Here is a 24,686-nt window from a genome sequence, read left to right as displayed (position 1 = left end):
GGTCACCCCAGGGTCCCGGCGCGGCCGCCCAGGCGGAGGCCGGCGTCGAGTTCGGTGACCAGGTCCACGAAGGCGTCCCGGCCCAGGCCGGTGCCCGAGCTGCCGAGCAGCCTGAGCTCGTGGCCGTCGGGGTGCTGCCACCAGGCGTCGCAGGCTCCGTACCGGGCGTCGGAGTAGCCCAGGTGCAGCGGGCGGCCGCCGAGGTCGAGGAGTTCGGCGGTGGCGGGGTGCTTGTCGCGCTCCGGCGGGAAGACCAGGCGTCCGCCGCCGGTGCGCTGCGCGGTCAGGCGCAGTTCGCCGCCGGACGCGGAGGCGTAGACGACGTCGAGCTCGCGGACGGCGGCGCCGTCGCCGAACGTCGCGGCGCTGTCGGCGCGGTACGCGCCGACGGACAGCGGCACGCCCTGTCCGGTGAGGAAGGCGGGGAGGTCCGCGGCGGCGACCCAGTCGCCCTCGTGCTGCCGGTCGCGCCGGTGGAAGGAGAAGACGCCGGTGGGTACGGACACCATCTCGGCCGGCTGCCGGGCCCAGTAGCTCAGTTCGGCGAACGGGGTGGCCAGCACCCGGGGGACCGCCTCCGGTACGGCCGGGCGCAGGGCGGCGTAGAGCGCGACGAGTTCCTCGTCGGTGAACTCCCCCTCCAGCACCGAGAGCTCGACCGTGGTGCGGGCCATCCGGGCGCTGGCGGCCCGGTGTCCCATGTAGTCGGTGCCGAGCCAGACGACCCGGCCCTCGCCGATCTCGTACGGCCGGGCGTCGCTGCCCCACAGGCAGGGGTGGTCCGCGGCGGGGAACGCCCAGTCGTACAGGAACTGCTTCAGCCGCAGCCGTCGTCCGCCGCCGGAGATCTCGGTGCGGTAGCCGGACGGGTTGGCGTCGCTCCACGGGCTGCGGCCCTCGGCCTCGACGCGGCCGGGGGGCGCCTCGCGGCGGATGGTGCCGGTGCTGGTGTCGCATCCCGCGGGCAGCTCGGACGGCCGCCACACCACGAAGTTGCACCCGTCCTGGGCGAGCTCCTCCGTGATCACCGGCGGCAGCGGGTCAAGGTCGGCCGCGCTCTCCAGGATGTGCCAGCGCCAGTGGGGGACGGGACTGCTCACCGTGACTCCTCGGGTGGGTTCGGAGCTCCGCGAGGTGGTCGAGCCAGGCGGAGGTTGAGGCAAGGAACATCCATTCGCCGACGCCCAGCTCGGCGCGGAGTCCGGCCGGCAGCTGCGGTAGCCCGAAGGGGGTGCCGAGCCCGTCGGCCAGGTCGGTCAGCTGGCGGACGTAGGCGGGGTCGGTGGGGGTCGGGAAGCCCTGCTTGCGGCGGTTGCGGATCGATTCGGGCAGCAGGTCGGCGAGGGCGGCCTTCAGCAGTCCCTTGTGGGTGCCGGGCTCGTTGGTGTCCTTCAGGTGTTCGGGGCAGCGGAAGGACAGCTCGGCGAGGGTGACGTCCTGGAAGACGGGCCGGTCCTCCAGGGTGAAGGTCGACGAGGTGGCGTCCACCATGTCGTTGACGTAGACCAGGAAGCGCCGCATCAGGTGGTGCCTGCCGCGTTTGAGCGGCGATGCCGTCTTGAGGGCCCGGTACTCGGCCATGGTGCGCTCCCACACCATGTCGGTCACCGTCGTCATGTCGACGTCGAGTTCGTGGGCCATCCACTCGACGAGCCGGGCCCAGACGGGACGTTCGTCGGCGTGGAGGCGGTGCGTCAGGTAGTGGCGCCCGTGGATGAAGGTGGGCGCGTAGGGGTCGACGACGGGGAAGTACCGGCCGGCCTGGTACCCCCAGAGCTCGTCGGCTCCGTGCCCCGAGTAGACGACGACCTTCCCGTCGGCGGCGATGGCCCGGTAGAGGTGGTGCATCGCCAGTTCGGCGCCGTGCAGCAGCGGGCGGTGCAGCCGGGTGGGCAGGACCGGGAGCAGCTCGGCGGCGGCGTGCCGGTCGAGGTCGAGGACGGTCAGCGGTACGCCCAGGTGCTCGGCGGCCTCGGTGGCGTGCACGACGTCGTCGCCCGAGCCGCCGATGCCGTCCTGGTAGCGCAGTACGTAGGTGTCGACCGGCAGCCCCTGGCGGGTCAGGCCGGCGACGACGGCCGTGCTGTCGACGCCGCCGCTGAGCACCGCCGCCCGGGGGACGTCGGAGACCGACCGCTGCTCGATCGCCCGGTCGAAGGCGGCCCGGATCTCCTCGGCCTCGATCGGGCGGTCCACCGCCACGGGGTGCCAGTAGCGGTGCCTGGTCGTGTGGGGCCGGTCGATGACGAGGTATTCGGCGGGCGGCAGGGTCTCGATGCCGCGCAGCCAGGTGCGGTCGTCCGCGGCGTCCATCCGGATCCAGGAGCGCAGCAGGTACTCCTCGCGGTCCACCTCGGGGGTGACGAGGCCGGTGGCGAGCAGCACCCCCTGTTCGGAGGCGAACAGCAGGCCGCCGTCGGTGAAGGCGTAGAACAGCGGCTTCACGCCGAAGTGGTCGCGGGCCAGTACGACGCGTCCGGTCCAGGTGTCGTGCCAGGCGAGCGCGAACATGCCGTCCAGCGGGCGCAGCGCGGCGGCCGGGTCGGCGGGCTCGCGGCAGACCTGCTGGAGGGCGAACTCGGTGTCACAGGTGGTGCGGCGGGGCCACAGCGGCGGCGCAGGCGAGCGGGAGCCGTAGACCTCGCCGTTGTGCACCAGCACGATCCGGCCGTCGGGGGAGGCCATCGGCTGGTCGCCGGCGTGGCTGCGGTCGCGGATGGCGAGCCGTGTGGCGCAGAGCATGACGGTGCCGCAGGGCGAGACGTACGGGGCGCAGGCCGCCTCGCCGCGGTGTGCCATGGCGTCGGTCATGGTCCGGCCGAGCGCGTCCAGCCAGGCGGGATCGCGCCGTCCTTCGAAGCTGATGAAGCCCGCTATGCCGCACATGCGTCCCCCTCCGGTTCCCCCCACACCTTCCAGAGCTCCGCCAGAGCCTCGGTGTAGACGTGCTCGATGCCCTGGTGGCCGCCCTCGTGCTCGCGGTAGAGGTGGGGGACCCGGTGGGCGTCGAGGGCTGCGTGGAGGGCGCGGGCGCCCCAGTGCATGCCGTACTCGTCGCGCTGCCCGACGCTGAGGTGCAGCAGGCCGAGTCCGGCGAGCCGGTCGGCGTACGCGGGGAGCATCCGGACCGGGTCGTGGGTGAGCCAGCGCTGCCACACCTCGTCGCGGAACACGCCGGTCTCGGGGTCGCACGGCAGCGCGTCCGACGCGGTGGTCCGGGGGTCGTCGGCGTAGCACATGCCCATGGCGATGATGCTCATCGCGACCATGAAGGGGACGTCGTGCGGGCCGGTGTCGCGGCGGGCGAGCAGCGCGTCGACGCCGCCGGCGGCCCGGACGGTGTCGAGCGTACGGGGCAGCAGGGGCAGGTAGCTGTGCTCGAACCCGGCGTCGGGCGAGCAGGCGATCACGGACCCGAACAGGTCGGAGGTCATGCCGGCGACGAGGGCGCCGTAGCCGCCGCTGGACTTGCCGCCGATGGTGCGCCAGGCCGGTTCCGCGCGGGTGACGAAGCGCGCGTCGATCTCGGCGACGACCTCGGCCAGGTAGCCGGCGTACGCGCCGGAGGCGGCGGAGTCGATGTACTGCGAGCCGCCGTAGGCGGTCGTGCAGTCGGGCACGACGAGCAGCGCGGGCGGCACGCGGCCGTCCGTCATCGCCTCGCGGAGGCGGTCGGCGACGGACGCGCCGAAGGCGAGGGCCTTGCCGGCGAGGCTGGGGTTGGCGCCGTACCCGGGCAGCCAGTACACGACCGGGAACCGCCGGACGCCGTCGTAGCCGGGCGGCAGGTGCACCTCGATGCGGCGCCGGTGGGGGTCGCCGAGGGGGTTGCCGCGCAGGCTGGTGCTCTCGTGCTCCAGCACGACCGGGCTGCTCATGCCTCGCTCGCCTCCCGCAGGGCGCGCTCCACGTGGCGCGTGTAGAAGGACGGGTGGTGGAAGACCGCGGAGAGCAGTACGCCGTCGCTGGCCCACAGGCTGTAGGAGCTGCCGATCAGGAGTTCGGCGCCGAGCATGGCCTCCAGGGTGCTCGCCGCCATCTCGGTCCAGCCCTCGGCGCCGGTGACGTGGTTGCGGGCGGTGCCGGGGCCGAGCCGTACCACCCGGTCGGCGACCGGGTCGAGGAGGAACGAGGTCTCGGTGCCGTCGTCCTCGTACAGCGAGACGACGTGCCGTCCGGCGCCGTCGTCCAGGGCGCGGTACCAGTAGTCGGTCGCCACGAGCCGGTCCAGCAGCTCACGGAGCATGTCCTCGCTGCTGCGGGTCTGGACGCCGTACCGGTCGAGGGAGGCGTCGAAGGCCGGCACGTGCGTGGCCGGGTCGAGCGTGATCGCGGAGTAGACCTCGTCGAAGTCGTACGCGTCGGGCGCGACCGGCCCGTCGACCAGGGCGGCCTTGCCGTGGGCCACCTCCAGCACCTGGCCGGGGCCCCACAGCAGGCCGTCGCGGCCCAGCTCGTCCAGCCGGCGCAGGGCCTGGGCCGGGGTGAAGGGGAACATCGTCTTGTTGCACCAGGAGTAGTCGCGCTCGCCGTCGCCGCTGATGCGCCAGCCGAACGAGGAGGGCACGGTCACGGTCGCCGGGATCGAGGCGATGTACCGGTCGAAGTTCGCGACGGCGCGGGCGCGGATCGCGTCTGCGTCGGTCAGCGGGCGGCGCTCGGTGAGGACGCCGGGCGGCGAGATGCTGTGCGCGGGGACGAACACGGCGTCGACCCGCGGCGCGTCGTCGCGCGCGAAGGCCTCGACGGTGTCGTCGTGGAGGAGCGCGTCGCCGCACAGCATGACGGCCGCGTCGGCGGTCTGCACGAGCACGCTCATCTCGGGGAACGACACGGCCGAGGGGAAGGTCCGCAGGATCGTGCCGCCCGGGGTGGTGAGCGTGTCGCCCGGCGTGACCGGGCGCAGGCGCTCGAAGCCGAAGCGGCGCAGGGTCCAGGAGATCGCCTGGTGTCCGAGTCCGGAGGCGGTGAGCACGGGCGGGACCGGTCCGGCGGGGTAGACGCAGGTGACCTCGGAGCTCTGCCGCGGGCTGTCGTCGAAGTCGACGTCGGCGCCGTCGACCAGGCGGAGCAGGGAGGGGAAGTGGTGGTGGTCGTAGTGGTGGTGGCTGAGGACCACGTAGTCGACGCCTTCGTCGAGCACCGTGCGGACCAGGTCGTCGGGCAGCGGCGGGTGGTGTTCCCAGAAGCGGTCCAGGCGCTGGGTGAGCCACGGGTCGAAGAGGATCCGCTCCGTCCCCGTGTCGATGAGGACGGCCGCGTGGCCGAGGGAGGTCAGTCGCATCAGAGGTTCCCCTCGTACACGCAGCGGAAGCCGACCTCCATGTGTCGGTCGGTGATCAGGTCCTTGCCGCGGTAGAACGTGGTGAGGCAGGCGGGCGGCGAGGTGAAGGTGCCGCCGCGCAGCACGTGGAAGGCTTCCTTGCGGTTCATGAAGTCCAGCGGGTGGCGTCCCCGGAAGAAGGGGTCCATGTCCTCGCCGGTGTAGAAGTTGGTCCGGGTCAGCTCCCAGACGTTGCCCGACATCTGCAGGACGCCGTACGGGCTGGCGCCGGCCGGGAGCGCGTCGGCGGCCAGCACCGGGTGGGCGGGGTTCTCCCCCTGCTCGATGGTGACGAGGAGCGCTTCGAGGGAGTCGAGGTCGGCGACGGCCTGGCCGAACGACCGCTCCACGTAGTTCACCCGGTCGGGGTCCCAGTCGTTGCCCCAGGGGAAGCGCCGTCCGTCCACGCCACGGGCGGCCTTCTCCCACTGGACCTCGCTGGGCAGCGCGCCGCCGGCCCACTTGGCGAAGGCGTACGCGTCGTACCAGTCGATGCCGACGACCGGCATGTCGGGCGCGTTGAAGCGGGGGTCGTGCCAGTGCGCGGGGCGGTGGGAGCCGCCGAGCGGCTGGTCGGGGTGGTCGAACTCGCCGGAGTCGCCCACCTCTTCGAGGAACTCGCGGTAGCGGGCGTTGGTCACGGTGGTGCGGTCGATGAGGAAGGCGGGCACGTCCACCGCGCGGAGCGTGGTGTCGTCCTGCGCCATGCGGAACGCGTCGGGCTGCTCGTCGGCACCGATGATCGCCGGTCCGGCCGGCACGAGGACGACGTCCTCGTTGCGCCGGGGGCGGGTGCGGACGGCGTCGACCCGGGCCCGCATGTCCGTGAAGTACTCGTCTTCCAGGCGCCGGAGTTCGGCGGGGTCGCGGGTGCCGAAGATGGCGATCAGGGCGCGCTTGGTGAGCGCGGCCCCGCAGCCGACGGGCTTCCGCGCCCAGTCGGGGCGGGTGAAGTTGCTGGGCCAGCCCGAGATGCGGATGAGGTCGGGGACGGCGGCGGCGATCCGGTGTTCCGTGATGACCTTGAGGGCGGTGAAGGCGACCCAGTCGACCGTGTCGTGCGTCGCGGAGGCGACGGCGGTGTCGGCGGCGGCGTCGCCCGCGTGGTGCGCGGCCAGCAGCCGCACCGCGCCGGCGCGTACCGGCCACTCGGGGTGGGCGACCACGAGGCTTGCCAGCAGCGGTATGCCGTCGGCGGCGCGACCCTTCTCCTCGGCCAGGTCGATGACGCGCTGCACCGAAGCCCAGTAGCGGGCGTCGGTGGACTCGTCGATCTCCAGCAGGTCGGCGGGAACCTCGATGACTTCGGAAACCTGATTACCTACCATCTTTACCTCTCTCGGACGGCGAGCCGCCCGCACGGAGTTTCTCCGTACGGGCGGCTCATTCGCGGCTCAGCGTGTTACCACTTGGAGCACTCCTGCTTGGCGTCACGGGTCTCGATGAAGTCACGGTCGCTCATTTTCATCTCCCTTCTGCATCGGGGATTCCCGGGGTATCGGGATTCCCGAGTCCGCGTTTGTGCGGCCGGTCGGCCTCACGACTCAAGTAACGCAGGCCGCGATGGGAGCCGCAACGGTGAACCAGGAAAAGAGCATTCCTCGATAACCTCCGAGTAGGTTGATCGCGATCTTGGCGTTCAGGAAGGACGTCCGGAGAAGGAGGAAAAGAATGGTTGACACCGCTTCCCGGGAGATACGGGAGAACGGGTTCACGCAGCTCCCGGGGCTCGCGTCCGGCGACGCGCTCGCCCGGCTCCGGCGCGCGGTCGGCCGGATCGAGGAGCTCGCCGCCGACCGCACGGCCTCCGGCGGGGAGTTCGTCCTGGAGGCGCCCGGCGTCGGCGGGTGGGCGGCCTGGCAGCAGGGCACCGGCGCCCTCAAGGGGGTGCTCAGGTCGGCCGACCGGATCCACGAGCACGTACCGGAGTTCGGCGACGTGGAACGCTCGCTGGGCCTGGCCGACGGGCCGGTCGCGCGGGGCGTGGGCGCCCCCGGCGAGCTGGTCAACTCGTTCCTGTGGGCCAAGCCGCCCGTCGTGGGCTCGGCCAAGCCCTGGCACCAGGACATCGCCTTCGCGCCGCCCGCCTTCGACGCGGAGGAGCACGGCATCGTGACGATCTGGATCGCGCTGGAGCCGGCGACCACGCGCAACGGCTGCCTTGAGTTCATCCCCGGGTCCCACGTGCTCGGGCTGTTCCCGCACAGCGGGGACCGTGAGCGGCTGGCGGGCGAGGCGCGGCTGGCGAAGGCGGTCGAGCCGCACATCGCGGACGCGCACCTGCCCCGTACGGCCGAACCGGTGGCCGTGCCCCTCGAACCCGGTTCGGCCGTGATGTTCGACGGCCTGGTGGTGCACCGCTCGGCGCCCAACACCACGGCGTCGGAGCCCCGTACCGCGGTCAGCTTCGTCTACAGGGTGCCGCGGACGCCGTGGTCGCGGCTGGAGCCGGCCGCGGTCGCGGCGTGACGTTCGACCGCGGCGGTTCCTCAGTCGAACGGGGGTGAGCTCCGTCAGCCCGCCCCGCCGTCGAGGACGTAGAACCCGGTGCCGTCGAGGTGGCGGATCGTGTTCAGGTCGCGCTGCACGACCTCTTCGAGGTCGTGCAGCAGCGTCACGATGACGGGGTAGGTGAGGTCGTCGACCGTCCGGCGGATCTCCTGTCCGGGCTTGGCCAGCGTGATCAGGGTGTGGAAGCCCTCCAGCAGCTCGATCTCCTCGATGCCCCGGTACTCGCTGAGCACGCCCTCCACCGGCGAGACCATGCCGACGATCCCGCAGAACTTCCGCACCTCGTACGGGGTTCCGGCGCGGGCGTGGAACCGCTCGGGGCGCAGGTACGCGTCCACGGTCCACTCCAGCTGCGACTCGCCGATGCCGAGGCTTGCGCCGGCCGGGATGCCGCCGCCGGCTATCCGGGCGCCGACCTCCACCAGGCAGGGTCCGGCGGGGGTCATCCGGATCTCCACGTGGGCGGGTCCGTGCCGGATGCCGAGGGCGTCCAGGACCTGGAAGGCGTACTCCCTGAGGGAGTCCACGACCCGCTCCCCCGAGTCGATCAGCAGGAGGGCGTCGCAGAGGTCGACGACGCCGTTGGCGCTGACGCGGGTGGTCCGCCAGACGTCGCACAGGTGGTGCCGGCCGTCGCGGCTGACGGTGTTCACCATGTACTCGGTGCCCGCGAGGTACTCCTGCGCCACGGCCCCGTTGTTGGGCTGGGAGAAGACGTCGTCGGCGGGGGCGAGGGCGTGGAACGCGGCGACGGACTCCTCCGGGGTGTCGCAGAAGGAGACGCCCTGGCTGCCGGCGCTCCGCGGCGGCTTGAGGACGACGCGGCCGCCGAGCTCGCGGTGCCAGGCGGCGAGCTCGTCCGCGTCGGTGGCCCGCAGCTGGCGGGCCGCGCGGAGCCCGGCGGCGCGCACGGTCTCGACCATGAGGTGCTTGTCGCGCCGCGCGGCGCTGAGTTCGGTGCCGTTGCCGGGCAGGCCGAGCCGCTGGGCGAGCAGGTCCGCGAGCTCCACGCCGAGCTCGCCGCCCGAGATCACCGCGATCGGGGAGAACGCCGCGACGGCTTCGGCCGTGGCCTCCAGGTCTCCTTCGTGGACGATGTCGGCGATGAAGTCGTCCGGGACGTACGGCGCCGCGCGGTACACGTACGGAACCTCACGCGTACTCTGCACGCGGACGATGGAACAGCCCTGTTCCAGGAATTTCAGAACCAGCGAACGGACCGCGGCGTAGGCGTCGACCATCACGATGCACGGGTTGCTCTGATTGTCTGCTGTCATGAGTTCAACATAGACAGGGCCACCGCTCGCCGAAATCCGTTCAGCTCTGCCATCCTCCGAGCCTGGAGGATGAGCCGATGACATCTTATTTGGCGAGGATTCGCTCGCCGCATTTCACGCCCGCATTGCTGTTCGTCAATACCTGCGGCAATTTCCTGGTCCTCGTGGCGCTGTCCACGCACGTGGGCTCGACGACCGGGTCGGGACTGCTCGCCGGAGCGGTGCTCAGCGCGCCGTGGCTCCCCGCGCTGCTGCTGGCCGCCCCGCTCAACCGGCTGCTCACCAGGCGTCCCCCGGAAGTCCTCGTCCGGCTGGCCGAGGCGGCGAGCCTGGCGGTGACCGTGGCCGCGCTGCTGGCACCGGGCGGGGCGCTGCTCGCGGTGGCCGCTTCGCTCGTGGTCGCCCGCGGGTTCTTCGAGGCGGTCACCCGCTCGGCCACGTCGGTCGTACTGCGCAACATAGTCCCGTCGGAACGGCTTGACCAGGCCAACACCGTCGCCGAGATCTGCAAGCTGACCGGTGTCAGCGTCGGGGCGGCGCTGGCCGGACCGCTCTCGTCGGTCCTGTCGCTGCGGGGCCTGATCGCCGTGAACGCCGCGACGCTGGCGGTCTCGGCGCTCCTCGCCTGGGCCCTTCCGTCGGCCCCCGGGGGATCCTCGGCCGGCGCGAAGAGCGGCGCGGATTCCGGGACCGGCGCACGGCTGCGCGTCCAGGACCCCGTACTGCGCAGGCTCTTCGCCCGGTTCCTCCTGGTGGCCTTCTGGCAGGGGTTCCACACGGTGGCCGTGACCGTGATCCCGCTCCACGTGCTGGGTGGCGGAACCCGCCTGGTGGGCATCTTCGTCGCGGTGTCGGCGGTCGCCGTCTTCGCCGGCTCGCTCGCCGCCCTGCCGGCCCAGCGGTACCTCGCCCACGTGCCCTCGACCACGTGGGTGCTGGTGCCCCTGGTGCCCCTGCTGGCGGCGGTGGCGGTCGGCCGGACGGTGCCGACGATCGTGCTGTACGCGCTGTTCCTGGTGCTGTTCGAGGTGGCGTTCGTCCACTACAACAACAAGCTGCTGGCCTCGGCGTCCGACGAGGAGCTCCCGTCGGTGGTGACGCTGCGGGCGACGCTGCTGCCCTCGGGCGTGGCGGTGTCCATCCTCGTCATCGGCGCGCTGTCCGACCTCGCCGGCCCGCTGGCCGCGGCCTTCGTGGTCGCCGGCGTCACGGTCCTGGTGACCGCCGCGACCGCGGACACCCGGCGGTCCTGGCGGGCGAAGCAGGCCGAACAGAAGGGGCCGGCCGAACAGACGGAGCAGGCCCAACAGACGGAGCAGGCCGCGCAGGCCGAAGCCCAACGGCCGGTCTCCGCGACGCGCTGAGGCATGCGGCGGGCCCCGCACGGTGACCGTGCGGGGCCCGCTGCGACGGAGGATCAGGTGGTCGGCGGCACCGGGTCCGCGGCCGCCTGGCAGGTGGCGTCGATGCCCCACCACGAGGTGGGACGGGTGCCGTCCCGGAAGTAGTCACTGGCGTACGTGTTGAGGCAGGCGTTGTTGTTGGCCGTCAGCGTCGAGCCGAGGTTGTGGCCGCCCAGCTCCACGATGAGACGGGAGTTGGGGAACCGGACGCGCATGTCGAGGGCGCCGAACATCCCGTGCGAGGGGTCGTACTGGGGCTGCACCAGCAGGATGTTGACGCTGCTGTTGCCCACCTGGGCCGGGGCCTGCGACTGCGCCGGCCAGAAGGCGCACGGCGCGCTGTACCAGGCGTTGCTCCAGGTCAGGAGCTTGTTCCCGGCGGCGTACTGGCCGGCCAGGGTGGCGCTCCAGACGTTCCAGTTCTTCGGCCACGGGCCTTCGGAGCAGTTGACGGCGCTGGTCATGGCGACACGGTTCTGCTGCGGGAAGCCCGGAGTCGGGGAGTCGGCCCGGAGCGCCGTCGCGTCACCGCGCACCACGAAGTCGGAGAAGATCTTCGCGCGGCTCACCCAGGTCCAGCTGCGGTAGACGACCTGCTCGAAGACGTTCGTCCACTCACCCGGTCCGATCCTGCCGTCGACGGGCGTCGTACGGAGGGTCTCCAGGGCCGCGTAGTACTTGTCCTCGACCTCTTCCGCGGTCGTGCCCAGGTGGTAGACGGAGTCGTACTTGGCGACCCAGGCGAAGAAGAGCCCGCCGCTGTGCTCGGCCGTGAAGTTCTTGGCCATCTGGTTCTGGTAGCCCACGCCGCTGGGGCTGGGCACGCTGTCGAGCACCATGCGCTTCACCCGGGCCGGGTACATCGACGCGTAGACCGAGCCGAGGTAGGCGCCCCAGTCGATGCCGTAGTAGCTGATCTGCTCCTGGCCCAGCGCGATGCGTATGCGGTCGAGGTCGCGCGCGGAGTCCTTGGTGGTGAAGTGGTTGAGCGTGTCGCCGTACTTGTCGCCGCAGCTCTTGGCGTACGCCTGGGCACGGGCCACGGACGCCTGCTCGTCCGCCGCCGTCTTCGGCACCGGGTCGGGCAGCAGCGGGTTGATGTAGGACGCGTCGCACACGATCGACGGCTCGCTGGCCCCGACGCCGCGCGGGTCCATGCCGATCCAGTCGTAGGCGGGGCCGACGTCCTTCGCCAGCCCGCTCGTGCCCTTGGCGTACCGGGTCGGCATGTCGCGGCTGATCGGGCCGGGCCACTGGCCGCGGTGCAGCAGCACGACGCCCTTGTACTGGTCGTCGGGGACCGTGTGCCTGGCGCGGGTCAGCGCCAGCTTGATCTTCTGGCCGTCGGGCTGGGCGTGGTCCAGCGGGACCTCCAGCGAGCCGCACTCCAGGCCCTTGAGCAACGCGCCGAGGTTCGGGTCGGCGTCGGGACACGGCGCCCAGGCGATCGTTCCGGCGGCCGGCGCGGCAGCCTCTTCGGCCACTGCCACGGGGGTGACGGCCGGGAGCGACAGGCCGGTCACGATCACCGCAGTGACCAGTGCGAGCTTTTTCATGGATTCCCCTTCTGAATGCACGGCGGTCACAGGGTGGCAAGGGGCTCTTCGGCAAAGGTCGAAATTGGCTCAAAACCTGCTGGAGTCGACACGAACCGATAAGCTCCATTCCGGTAATTTCGCCGGAATGCGGCTGGAATCCGGAGGACCGGCTGACGGGGCGAGGCGCGTCGGGGGTGCGGTCCGGATCGATCAGGAATCGAGAAGCGCGGCTCACGGGGCCGCCCCTAGCCTGCTGAGCGAGGGCCTTCGGCACGCATCACCCACAGTTCGAGGAGCAAGGCATGAAAGCGCACGTCAGCTCGATCCTTCTTGGTGTCCGGGACATGGACCGGGCCAAGCGGTTCTACACCGAGGGGCTCGGCTGGAAGATCAAGAACGACTACGGCATCTCGGTGTTCTTCGAATCGGACGGCGCCTCGCCCGTCGGCTTCTACGGCCGCGAGGGCCTGGCCGACCAGGTGGGCACCGACCAGGAGGGCAGCGGCTTCAGCGGCCTGGTGCTGACCTACGTCGTCCGCAGCGAGGCGCGGGTCGACGAGGTCATGGCGGAGGCCCAGAACGCCGGCGCCAAGGTGCTCAAGCCCGCCGGAGCGCTGCCGTGGGGCGGGTACGGCGGGACGTTCGCCGACCCGGAGGGCTATATCTGGAGCCTCGGCTACAGCGCCCAGGGCGAAGACCAGCCGTACGCCGAATAGCCGCGGCCATCGTCCCGGAGCCGTCCGGGACGGCGGGCGCGTGCCGCTTCCGTCCCGGACGGCCGGGATCCGTGGTGAACCCGGCAGGATGAACAGGAGAAGACCTTGAAGTTTCGGTCCGTCGTGGAACCGCCCGAGCCCATGCGGGGGCTGCTGGTTCCGCCCGAGGTGGTGGAAGCGCTCGGCGAGGGCTCACGGCCGCCGGTGACGATCACGATCAACGGGCATTCCTGGAAGAGCCGGGTCGCCTACCTGCGCGGGCGCCACCTGATCGGCCTCAGCCACGCCAACCGGCGGGCCTCGGAGGTCGAGATCGGCGAGGAGATCGAGGTCGAGCTGGAGCTCGACACCGAGCCGCGCGTCGTGGTCGAGCCCGAGGACTTCACGCAGGCCCTGGACGCCGAGCCGGCCGCCCGCGCCGCCTTCGACAACCTCACGCAGAGCCGCAAGCGCGAGCACGTGCGCGCCATCGAGAGCGCGAAGCTGCCGGAGACGCGGCAGCGGCGCATCGAGAAGGCCATCGCCACGCTGCGGGGCTGACGCCCGGGTTCAGCGCCGTCCGGCGGCGCTCACGAGTGCCTGGTGAAGCCGCCGGTCGGGCGTGAACCCCGCCTCCCACTGCACTCCGACGGCGAAGGGGTGGTCCGTGACCTCGATGGCCTCGACGGTCCCGTCCGCCGCCCAGCCGGTGGCGGTGAGGCCGGTGCCCAGCCGGTTGACGGCCTGGTGGTGGTGACAGGCCGTCACCGGCTCGTCCTCGTCGAGGACGGCGGCGATCCGGCTGCCCGGCTCCAGCTTCAGCGGCTGCGAGCCGAGGGTGAAGGACGGCGTGTCCGGGCGGTGGCCGTCGTGGCCGGTGACCTCGGGCAGGTGCTGGTGGAGCGAGCCCCCGTGCAGCACGTTGAGCAGCTGCATGCCGCGGCAGATGGCGAGTACGGGCAGCTCGGCGTCGAGTGCCGCCCGGATCAGGCCCAGCTCGACGCGGTCGGCGTCCGGGGTCGCCGCCCAGGTGCCGGGGTGCGGCTCCTCGCCGTACAGCGTGGGGTCCAGGTCGGGGCCGCCGGGGATCAGCAGGCCGTCGATCCGGTCCGCCAGGGCCTCGACGCCGGGCAGCAGCGGCAGCAGCAGGGGCGTGCAGCCCGCCGCGGCCAGGAAGCCCAGGTGGGCCTGGAGCGCGAAGCTGACGACCATGTCGCTGCCCTGGAACGTGACCGGCGCGGTCCGCGCACAGATCCCGATCACCGGCCGCCCCGTGCTCGCCGAACCATTCATGACCGATTCCATAACCACCTTCACGGATTTCCGGGTTCAACTGAGGAAATTGGGCAGATGAAACAACCGCCGCCACGAACGGCCGGCACGGCCAACGTAACCGTGTGCGCGAAGCGGCGGCCATGGTTCAGAACCCGGCGGACCTGCACCTACTGAACGGGGCGGCTTTCCTGGTACCACAGAAGGAGGCCCCTACAGCGCATTTCCAGGGAACGTCAATCCCCCCTCGACTGCTGCTGGAGCCCCTCCTGCGACGCTCGTCGGCAGCGGCAGCAGAGAGGAAGTGAAGGAATGGCTCCGAGCAGTGCCCAGGCCATCTTGATCACGAACGCGTTCGGCTCCGTCAGCACGGAGACCGTCGACGCGTCGGGCCGCAGCGAATTCGACCTGAAGCACTTCGAGCAGATTCCGGCCCGCGACGTCCCCGTCGGCGCCCTCTCGGCGGGCGCTCCGCTGCGCCAGAGCGGCATGGACGCCGCGCACGTCCAGCACCTCGTCGACGCGGCCGGCTCCACGGAGCTGCCGCCCATCCTGGTCCAGATCGACGGCTACCGCGTCATCGACGGCCTGCACCGCCTGGAGGCCGCCAGGCTGCGCGGTGACAGCACCATCAAGGCCCGCCTGGTCGACTGCTCGAACTCCGAGGCGCTCGTCATCGCCATGAAGGCGAACGGCACGCACGGACTGCCGCTGTCGAAGGCCGACCGCGTCTCCGGGGCCCAGCGCGTCCTGCGTTCCCACCCCGACTGGTCCGACCGTGCCGTCGCCGGCATCACCGGACTGAGCGCGAAGACGATCGCCTCGATGCGCGAGAAGCCGGCGGAGGGCACGCCGCTCGACGGCAAGCGCATCGGCCGGGACGGCCGGCGGCGTCCGGTGGGTCCGGGCGAGGGCCGGCGGCGGGCCGCCGAGTACATCGCCGCGCACCCGAACGCCCCGCTCCGCCAGGTGGCCAGGGAGACCGACGTGTCGCTCGGCACGGTCCACGACGTGAGCGCCCGGCTGCGGCGCGGCGAAAGCCCCGAGCGCAGCGGCCGTCGGACGCCCGACGCGGCGCCGGGGCCCCTGAGGTCCGTCCCGCCCGTCCCCTCCGTGGATCCCGCGCGGCCGGCCGGGGAACCGTCGCGGGCCCTCCCGGCAGCGCCCGGCGGCGCGCAGCCCGGTGGCGCGGCCCGGGTCCCGCTGCGCGTGGCACCGGCCGTGAACGGCACGCCGCAGCGCAGGAACCGTACCGAGGAGGTGCCGGCCTGGACGACGGTGGCGGCGAAGATGGCGACCGATCCCGCCATCCGCTACACCGCCGGCGGCCGGGAGTTCCTCCGCTGGATGCAGCTGCACGCCACCGAGCCCGACGAGGGCTGGCGGGAGCTGGTCGACGCGGTCCCGGCCCACTGGCTCGGCGTCATCGCCCCGATCGCCGAGCGCATCGGCGCGGAGTGGAGCCAGCTCGCCGAGCGGCTCAAGACCAAGCAGGACCTGATGCCGTGACCCGGCCCGCGGGCGCTCCCGTCACGGCACCGGTGCCGCGGGCACCAGCCGGAGCCGGCCCGCGGCCGGGCGCCGTCCTTCGGTGCCGTGGAGCGCGGTGGAGGGGCATCCGGGCGGCGGTACGAAGGTGGCCGGGGGCACGAGTTCGGGCAGCGCCAGCAGGACCGGCGGATCGGTCCGCCGCTCCGGGCGCAGCCGCACCGCCGCGCTCGTGACGCCGTCGGCGGTCACCGTCACGGGCAGCACGCCCCGCCCGCCGACCAGCGGGGTCCGGTGGGCCGCACCGGCGGGCCCGGGGCCGTCGGCCACCGCCACCGCGAGCAGGTGCCAGGTCCCCTCGGGGACGTCCTTCAGGGAGTAGCAGGACGGCCGGCCGCTCGGTACGTCGAAGACGGCGGAGGCGACGCACGGGTGCTGGACGACGGGCGTGGCGAACGCGCCCAGGAACACCCGGGCGTTGCCCTGGCCCGCGGGCAGGCTGATCGTCCCGCCGACCGTGCCCCGTCCCGACCACGGCTCGGGCTCCGGCACCGGTACCGGCAGCCCCGCCCCGCCGTCCCGCGCCAGCCGGCGGAACCGGCCGGGCGACACCCCGACGCCGGCCGTGAAGCAGTTGGTGAACGAGCCGAGACTGCTGTAACCGACCGCGCAGGACACGTCCGTGATGCTCATCGAGGTGGTCTCGATCAGCCGCTTCGCCTCGTGGATGCGGACCGCCGCCAGGAACCTGCCGGGGGTCAGCCCGGTCTCCTCCTTGAACAGCCGCGCGAAGTAGAACCGGCTGAGCAGGGCGCTCTCCGCGATCCGCGCCAGGGCCAGGGGCTCACCGTAATGCTCCCGAATACACGCGATCGCCCGTTCCACAGCCGTATCCATACGCACCTCGCTACGTGTAGACCGGCCAGCAGCCTGAGGTGCCCGCATCGCGCTCAGCTTGAGCGGCACTAGGGATCCGGAGCCGACATTCCGGGCACGCCACCGGACCGCGGCACCCCGCACCGCACGCCGCGGTGCGCGGGCGGGCCCGCCGCCGCGGGCACGGGCGCTCCACTACGCCCCGACCCCGGTTCAGGAGTTGGTCGAGAGGAACCCCGGATGCTCGGAGCGTCCGTTCGAGCCGTCATCGACACGACGTCTAAGGGGTCCCATGCCCGTGGAAAACAACGCTCCGTCGGATGCCACGTCCGACCGAGCCATGAGGATCGCCACGCGCAGCCGCGCGGCCAACTGGACCAAGCCCCCACGCCGCATCGAGAAGTCCGAGTGCATCACCTGCGACACCTGCCTGCGCAGCTGTCCGGAGAAGTTCGGCGCGATCTTCGACCGCGGACTCGACGTCGTGATCATCCCCGAGCTGTGCTCGGGCTGCCCCGTCTGCGTCCTGGAGTGCCCGGTCGACTGCATCTACGTCGACGAGGACTGGACGCCCACCGACGACGCGATGTGGAGCCACATCGCACTCACCGGGGAAGGTGCCTCATGACCGCGCCCGTAGACCGCGACGGCTCCCGCCGCGCCGCCAACGCCCGCAAGCGCCAGAGCCGGCGGCCCAGCCGCCTGGGCCTGGCGGCCGGCGCCACGCCCAAGCCGGACCGGGTGCGCGAGGAGGACGCCGGGTTCCCCGGGCTGCTGGCCCGGGTGTGGCGCAAGGCCTCGGCCGCGCCCGACCTGCACGCGGCCCTGGACACCCTGCTCACCCTCGACGGACACGTGCCGGCGGAGGTCCAGGCGGGCGGTCTGCGCACCGCGGACGCCGCCGCGCTGAAGGTCGTCGCCGGCCTGTCCCTGGACGGCCGGGAGCCGGCCGGGGCCGTCGCCGACCCCGCGGAGCGCACCGCGTTCCTCGGCGAGATCGGCCTGACCACCGGCGGCCGGGTCGTCGTCCGCGTCCCCTCCCAGCAGCCGCTCGCCAAGCAGCACACGCTGGTCGCCGGTGTGCTGCGGGTGCCGTGGACGCAGCGGCACCTGGACGAGTACCGGCGCGAGGTGACGGCGGCTCAGGAGCGGTTCGACCGCCACGCGGCCGACAGCCGCCGCTGGCTCGCGGAGCAGGGCGACGAGGGGCGCAAGGCGCTGCTGGCGCAGCTGACCGAGGCCGCGCAGCGCACCGCCCCGTTCATGCTCTACGTCGAGGACAGGCAGTACACGAACTTCCGCGACACCAACACGGTCGTGGGCAAGACGCTGTGGCCGGGCCACCCGGACTGCGTGTTCGGCAGCCTGACCGGCCTGCCGCTGGAGCTGTGGTCGGACCACGACGCCCTGCTGGTCGTGGGCATCACCCTGCTCATCCGCTCGGCCGGGTACGGCCGCATCGAGGAGGCCAACGGCTCGCAGCTCACCCCGGACAACGTGGGCCGCCTGCTGGAGCGCACCCGCCGCAACTACAACGACGCCCTGGGCGAGGAGCGGATCCCCGCGGCCGGGCCCGACGCCGGCATCGACGCGCTGATGGCCCTGGCCACGGCGCTCGGCCTGCACCGCCCCGAGGTGGCCCGCACCGTCCAGCTGTACCGCGAGATCCACGGCGCCCTGATCCACAAGGTGGAGAAGGTCGCGGCCCCGTACGGCGAGGTGGCCGCGGACCGGGACCGGCAGGTCACCGAACACCTGCGCGCCACGCTGCCCGTGACCGGCGACCGGCTGGCCGAGCTGCGGCTCGCGGACGGCACCGACACGGCCTGGCTGGCCCGGCCGTACGGCGAGTTCGGCACCGGTCTGGAGGCGGTCGTGTACGAGGCGGTCGCCGCGACCACCGCCGCGTTCTCGGCCGACTTCGCGATGAGCCGCGGCATCCGGTCGCTGCCGGAGCTGGTCCGCGCGCTGCGCGCCGAGTCCTGGGACGAGATCACCACCTGGGGCATCACCGACTTCTTCTGCTGCGTGGTCCCCGCGCAGGAGGCCCGGCGGCACTACGGCGACTCGCTCGCCACGCTCGCCGACACCGCCTGGGCGATGTCCTCGCGCATGCAGTACAACTCCTGGCACTTCATCGCCGGCAACCTGCCGCGGACCGAGAAGGTCCTGGAGCGCGACCACTTCGTGCCGCCCACCATCCCCGACATCGCCCACTTCTCCGACCAGCACCACCACGGGCACGTCAACAACATGGTGCGGTTCACGATCCGCAGCCCCCACGCGGTCGAGGTGTGCGGACGCCCCTTCAACGGGTTCATGGACCTGCGCATCGTCCGCGCCGACGGCGAGCCGTACACCGAGCAGGAGATGCTCGCGGCGCACCAGGTGGCCGCCTTCATCGCCCGGATGACGCAGCAGGCGGCGGTGCTCGCCGAGCAGGGCGAGCAGGCCGAGGTGACGGCCTTCGACTCCGGCTGGCACTGGCGGACCGTCACCGGCACCCCGGTCGAGGCGGCCGGCCCGGAGCCGGCCCGGCCCCGGGTCGGACCCCTGTCGACCGTCTGACGAGCCGCCCCCCTGACGAAAGGACCCTCCCCGTCATGTATTCCAGGTCATGGTCGACCCCCGCAGCGGAGGGCAGCGTCGGCAGCCACGCGTTCGTCGCCGACCACGGGCTGTGGGACGACGCCCGGCTGGCGGCCGCCGAGCGCATCGAGGCGGGGCTGGACGACGTCGACCTCGTCCGCCTGGTGTGGGGCGACCCGCACGGCCTGGTGCGCTCCAAGACGCTGACCGCCCGGACCTTCCGCGGGGTGCTGCGCAACGGCATGAACTACAGCCCCGGTCCGTTCCTGAAGGACACCGCCTGCACCACCGCGGTGGACTACCGGGGCGAGCACGGCATCGGCGTCGACGAGATCGCCGGCCTGGGCAACTTCGTGCTGGTGCCCGACCCGCTGACCTTCCTGGTGCTGCCCGGCGAGGGGGCGCGCACGGCCTGGGTGATCGGCGACGAGTACCTGCGCGACGGCCGCCCCCACCCGCTGTCCTCGCGGCACGTGCTGCACCGGGTGCTGGACCGCTACGCCGGCCGCGGGCTGACTCCCGTACTCGGCCTGGAGGTCGAGTGGTACCTGGCGCGCCGCCTGGACGACGATCCGGGCAACGAGGGCAACGGCTTCGGCCTGCAGGGCCCGGCCCCGCGGGTGGCCGCGATGAACGCCGGCTACCAGTTCAACCTGGACGCCGCGTACGACACGGTCGCCCCGGTCACCGACCCGCTGGCCCTCGCCCTGCTGGGCCTGGGGCTGCCGGTGCGGTCGATGGAGCACGAGATGGGCCCGGGGCAGGTGGAGACCACGTTCGACCCCATGTCGGCGCTGGACACGGCGGACGCGATGCTGTTCTTCCGCGTCTTCACCAAGCGCTGGTGCGCGGCCCGGGGCCTGCACGCGTCGTTCATGTCGCAGCCTGCGATCGCCGGCGCGGACCCGAGCGGCTGGCACCTGAACCAGTCCGTCCTGGAGACCGCGACCGGCCGCAACGTCTTCAGCGCCGAGGGCCTCTCGGTGGGGCTCTCCCCCACGAGCAAGGCGTACGCCGAGGGCCTGCAGGACTGGCTGCGCGACCTGTTCCTGCTGTCGGTGCCCACGGTCAACGGCTACCAGCGCCTGGGCACGCAGCACGCCCTGTCCCCGACCCGGGTGGGCCTGAGCCTGGAGTCGCGCACGGCCATGCTGCGCGTGGTCGGCTCGGGGGCAGGCGCGCACATCGAGAACCGCATCGGCGAGCCGAGCGCGAACCCGTACCTGAACATCGCCGCCCAGCTGTTCGCGGGCCTGGAGGGCCTGGAGTCCCTGGAGGGTCCGGCGGGCGGGGAGGGCGCGGCCGGGCCGGGTGCCGGTGCGGCCGGTGCCGCGGTGCGGGAGCCCGGCCGCGACATCGTGCCCCAGTCGCTGCGCGAGGCGCTGGAGGCCTTCACCGCGGGCCGGGCCGCCCGGCTGCTGGGCGACCCGCTGGCCGCCTGTCTGACCAGGCTCAAGGAGAGCGAGGTGCGCCGGTACGAGGAGTGGGCCCTGACGGCCGCGCCGGTGCCGGGCCAGGTCACCGCATGGGAGCAGCGCGAGTACTTCGCGGCCTTCTGACGCCCCGCACCCGGATCCCGCGGGGCGGGCGCACCGCCGGCCCCCACCGTCCGCCGCCCCACCGACCACCACCACCGAAGGCTGTCCCATGATTCCTCGTTTCACCCTGCCCGAGATGGCGCACCTCTTCTCGGACGAGCACCGGTACGAGACCTACGTCCGCGTGGAGATCCTCGCGACCGAGGCACAGGTGCGGCTGGGCCGCGTACCGGCCGAGGTCCTCGACGACATGCGAGCGGCCAGGGCCCCGCTGCCGTCCCGGGTCGTGGAGATCCAGAAGGAACGCGACCACGAGGTGATCTCGTTCCTGACGGCCTACACGGAGCAGATGCCGGAGTCGTCGGCCCGCTGGGTCCACCTGGGCATGACCAGCTACGACCTGGTCGACACGGCCCTCGGCTTCACGCTGGCGCAGGCCTCGGACGTCCTGGCCGCCGCGGTGCAGCGGCTGCGCGCGGTACTGGTCGAGCGGGCCTTCGAGCACTGGGACACCGTCACGGTGGGCCGCACCCACGGCGTGCACGCCGAACCCACCACGTTCGGCCACAAGCTGGGCGGCTTCGCGTTCGCCATCGAGCGGTCCCTCCAGCGGCTGGCGGCCGCCCGCGAGGCCGTCGCGGTGGGCACCGTATCCGGCGCGGTGGGCACGTACTCGCTCATCGACCCGGCCGTGGAGGAGTACGTGTGCGAGCAGCTGGGCCTGGGCGTGGAGCAGTCCCCCAGCCAGGTCGTGGCCCGCGACCGGCACGCGCAGCTGCTCCAGGCGGTGGCCGCGCTGGGCGCCTGCATCGAGCAGATCGCACTGGAACTGCGGCTGCTCCAGCGCACCGAGGTGCGCGAGGTGGAGGAGCAGCGCGTGGAGGCGTACCAGGGCTCCAGCGCCATGCCCCACAAGGCCAACCCGACCGGCAGCGAGCTGCTGTGCGGGCTGGCGCGGCTGCTGCGCGGGTACGCCAACACGGCGCTGGAGAACGTGGCGCTGTGGCACGAGCGGGACCTGGCCCACCAGGCGGTCGAGAAGGTGCTGCTGCCGGACGCGCTGACCGTGGCGCACTTCCAGACGGTCAAGGCCACGGAGCTGCTGGAGAACCTGCGGATCGACCCGGACCGCATGCGGGAGTCGATCGCCGCCACCCACGGGCTGGTGTGCTCGTCGTCGGTGCTGGTGGAGCTGCTGGAGGCGGGCGTCGAGCGCGACCAGGCGTACCGGGCGGTGCAGGCCGCGGCCAAGCGGACCGCGGAGTACGGGCAGAACTTCGGCGAGGCCCTGGCCGAGGAGGGCGTCGAGAGCAGCCCGCGGAAGCCCGAGGACTTCCTCGTCAACCACGGCGTGGTGCACAGCCGGTTGGAGAAGCTTCGCGAGCTGGCTGAGTGAGCACCGTCTGATCTTGGAACGGTCTCCCCCGGCCGTCCACACTGACCTTCCCCCTTCGCTACTCGCCCACAGGAGTTCCCCCATGAGCTGGTCCGAGAAGGTCTCCACCCACCTGGAGAACGAGCACGTCCTGCTGACCCCGCTCTGCGCGCCCGACCGCGAGGACATCCGCGCGGTCGCCATGGACCCCGAGATCTGGCGGTACTTCACCGTCGTCGTCGGCGACGACGCGGACTTCGAGACGTTCTTCGACTCGAACCTCGCCGAGCACGCGGCCGGCCGCCGCGCCGTCTACGTGATCCGGGACAAGAAGAGCGGCCGCGTGGCGGGCAGCATGAGCCTGCTGAGCTTCGCCGAGAAGGACCGCCGGCTGGAGATCGGGGCCTCCTGGCTGGGCCACGACTTCCGCGGCAAGGGCATCAACCACTGGGCGAAGCTGCTGCTGCTCCAGCACTGCTTCGAGGTGCTGGAGGCCGAGCGCGTGGAGTTCAAGACGGACGAGCTCAACGTCCAGGCCCGCAAGGGCCTGCGCAACATCGGCGCCACCGAGGAGGGCACCGCCCGCTCCTACAACTACATGCCGGGCGGCCGCCGCCGGGACGCGGTGTTCTACAGCATCCTGCGCGCCGAGTGGCCGCAGGTCCTCGCCGCCCTCTCCCAGGGCCCCAAGAAGGCATCCGGCTCCGCATGAGCACCTCGTACGTCCAGGCCGTCGGCACCCCCTTCGAGCTGGGCCGCGCCCACGGGGCGGCGCTCGCCGGCCCGCTGCGCGCCTTCCTCGGTGACGGCCTGGCGCGGCTGGGTCGCCTCACCGACCGGCCGCTGACGTTCGCGGGGCTGCTGCCGTCGATCTCCGCGTACCGTGCGGAGATCACGGCGGCGGTCCCCGACCTGGCCGCCGAGGTGGCGGGACTGGCGGCCGGGGCGGGGATCTCCGAGGACGAGGCGTGGCTGCTGCAGCTGCGCCGCGAGGTGATGGGCTACACCGGGGTGCCGACTGCCGGGGACTGCACGACGTACGCGCGCACCGGGCCGGCCGCCCGGCCGGTGCTCGCGCAGACGGTGGACCTCAACGCGGGCGTCGACAGCCACATCGCGGTGCTGTCGCTGGCCCGGGCGGGGTCGCCGCGCCGCGTGACGGTGCTCAGCTTCGCCGGCCTGCTCGGCTACCTGGGTATGAACAGCGACGGCCTGGCGATCGGGCTGAACCTGGTGACCGACGGCCTGTGGCGGCCGGGCCTCACCCCGTACCTGGCCATCCGCCACCTGCTGGACGGGGCCGGGAGCGTGGACGAGGCCCTGGAGATGCTGGCCGGGCTCACCCTGTCCAGCTCGCGCAACCTGGTGCTGTGCGACCGGCGGCGCGCGGTGTACGCCGAGCTGTGCGGGACCGAGCTGCGGGTGACCGAGCCGGCCGGGCGGGAGGCCGCGCACACCAACCACTACCTGCACGCGGACTTCGTGCCGCACGACCGGCAGTCGGCCCCCGACCGGGTCAACTCCGACGAGCGGCTGGAGGCCGTGACGAAGGGGCTGGCCGGACTCGGCCCGCAGGCCGGTCCGGAGGAGCACTTCGCCGTGCTGTCCCGGCCGCCGGTGTGCATCCCCGACCACGGCATCTACCGCCTGGAGCGGACGGTGGCCTCCGTGGTCATGCTGCCCGGGGAGGGCGAGCTGCACCTGCGGGCCGGCGATCCCAACCATGCCGCCACCGAGGTCTTCGCGGTGTAGGGGGGCGGGCGCCGGCCGGTGACCGGCGGGCGCCCCGGCGGCATCTGGACCGGCGCTGCACCAGGCCTCGACCGCGCGCCGCTAGCGTCGGCGCGGAGGGCGGCCGGACCGGTCCGGACCCGCCACGACCCCCCGGGGGAGGCATGAGTCAGGTTCAGGCGCAGGCACTGCTGGAGCACCAGACGTCCACTCCGCACCCCGAGCACGACGGGCCGCGGGCCACCGCACTGGTCCGGGGGGCGCGGCTGCCGTGCCCCGTCGACTCGCGGCCCCCCGGCCAGCACGCGTTCGGCGGCGTCCCCGGACCGGGCGACCCCGGCCACACGTCGTTGCGGGACGTACTGGGCGGGGCCGCCCCCCGGACCGCGCCCGCGGTCTCCGGGCGGCGCATCCTGGTCGTGGGCGCCGACGCCGGGGACGGGCTGGCCCACCAGCTGCGCCGGCACGGCCACACCTGCACCAGGGCACCGCACGGCGGCGCGGCCCTGCAGGCCTACGGCAGCGCCGACCTCGTCCTGCTCGACCTCGAACTGCCGGACCTGGACGGGCTGGAGGTGTGCCGGGCGATCCGGTCGGTCAGCCGCGTGCCGCTCATCATCGTCACCTCCCGCGAGTCCGAGATCGACTGTGTGCTCGGGCTCCAGGCGGGCGCGGACGACTACGTCACCAGGCCCTTCGGGATGCGCGAGCTGATGGCCCGGATCGAGGCCGTCATGCGCCGCACCCAGTGGCAGTCCGCGGCCGCCGCGGGACCGGCCCAGGAGATCCGGCACGGCAGGCTGCACATCGACGTGGGCTCCCGCGAGGTGACCGTCGACGGCGTGCCGGTCGCCCTGACCCGCAAGGAGTTCGACCTGCTGCGCCTGCTGGCGCAGCATCCCGACGCCGTGGTCCCGCGCCGGCAGCTGCTCCAGCAGGTGTGGGGCGACTCCTGGTCGCGCCGCACCGTGGACACCCACGTCAGCAGTGTGCGCGGCAAGCTGGGCCACCCCGGCTGGATCGTCACCGTCCGCGGCGTCGGCTTCCGCCTCGGCACCGTCTGAACTCCC

Annotated in this window: 21 protein-coding genes; 12 read left to right on the top strand and 9 right to left on the bottom strand. The window is 72.6% G+C overall.

From position 1 onward, the window contains the following. Positions 1 to 2: 2 nt before the first annotated feature. The 5 genes from ACIF6F_RS31785 to ACIF6F_RS31765 are packed head-to-tail and all read right to left on the bottom strand — an operon-like array spanning position 3 to position 6,651. Entirely contained in the window at positions 3 to 1,100 is a 1,098-nt protein-coding gene (locus tag ACIF6F_RS31785) for a hypothetical protein (protein WP_399954851.1), read from the bottom strand. Beyond that, positions 1,042 to 2,886 (bottom strand): asparagine synthetase B family protein, encoded by a 1,845-nt coding sequence (locus tag ACIF6F_RS31780; RefSeq protein ID WP_399954848.1) that lies wholly within the window; start codon positions 2,884 to 2,886, stop codon positions 1,042 to 1,044. Before ACIF6F_RS31780 ends, ACIF6F_RS31785 begins: the two co-directional genes overlap by 59 nt. Then, positions 2,874 to 3,878 (bottom strand): alpha/beta hydrolase-fold protein, encoded by a 1,005-nt coding sequence (locus tag ACIF6F_RS31775; protein WP_399954844.1) that lies wholly within the window; start codon positions 3,876 to 3,878, stop codon positions 2,874 to 2,876. The genes ACIF6F_RS31780 and ACIF6F_RS31775 overlap by 13 nt, the downstream gene beginning before the upstream one ends. Next, positions 3,875 to 5,284 (bottom strand): MBL fold metallo-hydrolase, encoded by a 1,410-nt coding sequence (locus tag ACIF6F_RS31770; protein ID WP_399954841.1) that lies wholly within the window; start codon positions 5,282 to 5,284, stop codon positions 3,875 to 3,877. The genes ACIF6F_RS31775 and ACIF6F_RS31770 overlap by 4 nt, the downstream gene beginning before the upstream one ends. Then, entirely contained in the window at positions 5,284 to 6,651 is a 1,368-nt protein-coding gene (locus ACIF6F_RS31765) for a formylglycine-generating enzyme family protein (protein WP_399954838.1), read from the bottom strand. The genes ACIF6F_RS31770 and ACIF6F_RS31765 overlap by 1 nt, the downstream gene beginning before the upstream one ends. A gap of 343 nt (positions 6,652 to 6,994) precedes the next feature. Here ACIF6F_RS31765 and ACIF6F_RS31760 point away from each other — a divergent pair, with 343 nt between their 5' ends. Beyond that, positions 6,995 to 7,792 carry a phytanoyl-CoA dioxygenase family protein gene (locus tag ACIF6F_RS31760; protein WP_399954836.1) on the top strand — a complete coding sequence of 266 codons (798 nt, stop codon included), beginning with the start codon at positions 6,995 to 6,997 and terminating at the stop codon, positions 7,790 to 7,792. Between the two features lie 44 nt (positions 7,793 to 7,836). Here ACIF6F_RS31760 and ACIF6F_RS31755 read toward each other — a convergent pair whose 3' ends face one another. Beyond that, complete coding sequence (locus tag ACIF6F_RS31755) at positions 7,837 to 9,111, bottom strand: ATP-grasp domain-containing protein (protein ID WP_399954834.1); 1,275 nt, start codon at positions 9,109 to 9,111, stop codon at positions 7,837 to 7,839. A 125-nt stretch (positions 9,112 to 9,236) separates the two neighbouring features. On the opposite strand from ACIF6F_RS31755, the gene ACIF6F_RS31750 reads away from it, so the two are divergent. Then, positions 9,237 to 10,475: an MFS transporter gene (locus ACIF6F_RS31750; RefSeq protein ID WP_399954829.1), complete on the top strand. Its 1,239-nt coding sequence runs from the start codon at positions 9,237 to 9,239 to the stop codon at positions 10,473 to 10,475. A 53-nt stretch (positions 10,476 to 10,528) separates the two neighbouring features. Here ACIF6F_RS31750 and ACIF6F_RS31745 read toward each other — a convergent pair whose 3' ends face one another. Continuing rightward, positions 10,529 to 12,070, bottom strand: a complete 1,542-nt coding sequence (locus tag ACIF6F_RS31745; protein WP_399954826.1) for an alpha/beta fold hydrolase — start codon at positions 12,068 to 12,070, stop codon at positions 10,529 to 10,531. A gap of 284 nt (positions 12,071 to 12,354) precedes the next feature. Here ACIF6F_RS31745 and ACIF6F_RS31740 point away from each other — a divergent pair, with 284 nt between their 5' ends. Then, the gene (locus ACIF6F_RS31740) at positions 12,355 to 12,768 is read left to right on the top strand and encodes a VOC family protein (protein WP_399954823.1); all 414 of its coding nucleotides are present in this window, start codon (positions 12,355 to 12,357) and stop codon (positions 12,766 to 12,768) included. Between the two features lie 105 nt (positions 12,769 to 12,873). After that, the gene (locus tag ACIF6F_RS31735) at positions 12,874 to 13,308 is read left to right on the top strand and encodes a YdeI/OmpD-associated family protein (RefSeq protein ID WP_399954820.1); all 435 of its coding nucleotides are present in this window, start codon (positions 12,874 to 12,876) and stop codon (positions 13,306 to 13,308) included. A 9-nt stretch (positions 13,309 to 13,317) separates the two neighbouring features. Here the strand turns inward: ACIF6F_RS31735 and ACIF6F_RS31730 are convergent, their stop codons facing one another. Then, a complete protein-coding gene (locus ACIF6F_RS31730; RefSeq protein ID WP_399954817.1) occupies positions 13,318 to 14,040 on the bottom strand; it encodes a gamma-glutamyl-gamma-aminobutyrate hydrolase family protein in 723 nt (240 codons plus the stop codon). A 291-nt stretch (positions 14,041 to 14,331) separates the two neighbouring features. Here ACIF6F_RS31730 and ACIF6F_RS31725 point away from each other — a divergent pair, with 291 nt between their 5' ends. Beyond that, on the top strand, positions 14,332 to 15,528 hold the full coding sequence (locus ACIF6F_RS31725) for a ParB N-terminal domain-containing protein (RefSeq protein ID WP_399954814.1): 1,197 nt from the start codon (positions 14,332 to 14,334) through the stop codon (positions 15,526 to 15,528). Positions 15,529 to 15,549: 21 nt separating this feature from the next. On the opposite strand, the gene ACIF6F_RS31720 is transcribed toward ACIF6F_RS31725, so the two are convergent. After that, positions 15,550 to 16,404 (bottom strand): helix-turn-helix domain-containing protein, encoded by an 855-nt coding sequence (locus tag ACIF6F_RS31720; RefSeq protein ID WP_399954811.1) that lies wholly within the window; start codon positions 16,402 to 16,404, stop codon positions 15,550 to 15,552. 319 nt (positions 16,405 to 16,723) lie between these two features. Between ACIF6F_RS31720 and ACIF6F_RS31715 the strand changes: the two genes are divergently transcribed. The 7 genes from ACIF6F_RS31715 (at position 16,724) to ACIF6F_RS31685 (ending at position 24,680) form a co-directional block, all read left to right on the top strand. Next, complete coding sequence (locus ACIF6F_RS31715) at positions 16,724 to 17,011, top strand: ATP-binding protein (RefSeq protein WP_399954808.1); 288 nt, start codon at positions 16,724 to 16,726, stop codon at positions 17,009 to 17,011. Then, the gene (locus ACIF6F_RS31710; protein WP_399954806.1) at positions 17,008 to 18,951 is read left to right on the top strand and encodes a hypothetical protein; all 1,944 of its coding nucleotides are present in this window, start codon (positions 17,008 to 17,010) and stop codon (positions 18,949 to 18,951) included. The genes ACIF6F_RS31715 and ACIF6F_RS31710 overlap by 4 nt, the downstream gene beginning before the upstream one ends. A gap of 35 nt (positions 18,952 to 18,986) precedes the next feature. After that, a complete protein-coding gene (locus ACIF6F_RS31705; protein ID WP_399954803.1) occupies positions 18,987 to 20,531 on the top strand; it encodes a glutamine synthetase in 1,545 nt (514 codons plus the stop codon). 88 nt (positions 20,532 to 20,619) lie between these two features. Continuing rightward, positions 20,620 to 21,906: an adenylosuccinate lyase gene (purB, locus tag ACIF6F_RS31700; RefSeq protein WP_399954800.1), complete on the top strand. Its 1,287-nt coding sequence runs from the start codon at positions 20,620 to 20,622 to the stop codon at positions 21,904 to 21,906. An 82-nt stretch (positions 21,907 to 21,988) separates the two neighbouring features. After that, positions 21,989 to 22,597: a GNAT family N-acetyltransferase gene (locus ACIF6F_RS31695; RefSeq protein ID WP_399954797.1), complete on the top strand. Its 609-nt coding sequence runs from the start codon at positions 21,989 to 21,991 to the stop codon at positions 22,595 to 22,597. After that, entirely contained in the window at positions 22,594 to 23,637 is a 1,044-nt protein-coding gene (locus tag ACIF6F_RS31690; RefSeq protein ID WP_399954794.1) for a C45 family autoproteolytic acyltransferase/hydolase, read from the top strand. The genes ACIF6F_RS31695 and ACIF6F_RS31690 overlap by 4 nt, the downstream gene beginning before the upstream one ends. A gap of 143 nt (positions 23,638 to 23,780) precedes the next feature. Next, positions 23,781 to 24,680 carry a response regulator transcription factor gene (locus tag ACIF6F_RS31685; protein ID WP_399954791.1) on the top strand — a complete coding sequence of 300 codons (900 nt, stop codon included), beginning with the start codon at positions 23,781 to 23,783 and terminating at the stop codon, positions 24,678 to 24,680. Positions 24,681 to 24,686 lie beyond the last annotated feature (6 nt).

The sequence above is a fragment of the Streptomyces sp. NPDC086023 genome, from assembly GCF_044540325.1.
GTDB lineage: Bacteria > Actinomycetota > Actinomycetes > Streptomycetales > Streptomycetaceae > Streptomyces.
The sequence above is the reverse complement of the archived record's forward strand: the minus strand, read 5'-3'. Positions and strand labels throughout refer to the sequence as shown.

Excerpts from the sequence above, each read along its gene's own strand:
- ACIF6F_RS31780 (WP_399954848.1), bottom strand. The coding sequence starts at position 2,886 with ATGTGCGGCATAGCGGGCTTCATCAGCTTCGAAGGACGGCGCGATCCC.
- ACIF6F_RS31775 (WP_399954844.1), bottom strand. The coding sequence starts at position 3,878 with ATGAGCAGCCCGGTCGTGCTGGAGCACGAGAGCACCAGCCTGCGCGGC.
- ACIF6F_RS31770 (WP_399954841.1), bottom strand. The coding sequence starts at position 5,284 with ATGCGACTGACCTCCCTCGGCCACGCGGCCGTCCTCATCGACACGGGG.
- ACIF6F_RS31765 (WP_399954838.1), bottom strand. The coding sequence starts at position 6,651 with ATGGTAGGTAATCAGGTTTCCGAAGTCATCGAGGTTCCCGCCGACCTG.
- ACIF6F_RS31760 (WP_399954836.1), top strand. The coding sequence starts at position 6,995 with ATGGTTGACACCGCTTCCCGGGAGATACGGGAGAACGGGTTCACGCAG.
- ACIF6F_RS31755 (WP_399954834.1), bottom strand. The coding sequence starts at position 9,111 with ATGACAGCAGACAATCAGAGCAACCCGTGCATCGTGATGGTCGACGCC.
- ACIF6F_RS31745 (WP_399954826.1), bottom strand. The coding sequence starts at position 12,070 with ATGAAAAAGCTCGCACTGGTCACTGCGGTGATCGTGACCGGCCTGTCG.
- ACIF6F_RS31740 (WP_399954823.1), top strand. The coding sequence starts at position 12,355 with ATGAAAGCGCACGTCAGCTCGATCCTTCTTGGTGTCCGGGACATGGAC.
- ACIF6F_RS31730 (WP_399954817.1), bottom strand. The coding sequence starts at position 14,040 with ATGAATGGTTCGGCGAGCACGGGGCGGCCGGTGATCGGGATCTGTGCG.
- ACIF6F_RS31725 (WP_399954814.1), top strand. The coding sequence starts at position 14,332 with ATGGCTCCGAGCAGTGCCCAGGCCATCTTGATCACGAACGCGTTCGGC.
- ACIF6F_RS31720 (WP_399954811.1), bottom strand. The coding sequence starts at position 16,404 with ATGGATACGGCTGTGGAACGGGCGATCGCGTGTATTCGGGAGCATTAC.
- ACIF6F_RS31715 (WP_399954808.1), top strand. The coding sequence starts at position 16,724 with ATGAGGATCGCCACGCGCAGCCGCGCGGCCAACTGGACCAAGCCCCCA.
- ACIF6F_RS31710 (WP_399954806.1), top strand. The coding sequence starts at position 17,008 with ATGACCGCGCCCGTAGACCGCGACGGCTCCCGCCGCGCCGCCAACGCC.
- ACIF6F_RS31705 (WP_399954803.1), top strand. The coding sequence starts at position 18,987 with ATGTATTCCAGGTCATGGTCGACCCCCGCAGCGGAGGGCAGCGTCGGC.
- purB (WP_399954800.1), top strand. The coding sequence starts at position 20,620 with ATGATTCCTCGTTTCACCCTGCCCGAGATGGCGCACCTCTTCTCGGAC.
- ACIF6F_RS31695 (WP_399954797.1), top strand. The coding sequence starts at position 21,989 with ATGAGCTGGTCCGAGAAGGTCTCCACCCACCTGGAGAACGAGCACGTC.
- ACIF6F_RS31690 (WP_399954794.1), top strand. The coding sequence starts at position 22,594 with ATGAGCACCTCGTACGTCCAGGCCGTCGGCACCCCCTTCGAGCTGGGC.
- ACIF6F_RS31685 (WP_399954791.1), top strand. The coding sequence starts at position 23,781 with ATGAGTCAGGTTCAGGCGCAGGCACTGCTGGAGCACCAGACGTCCACT.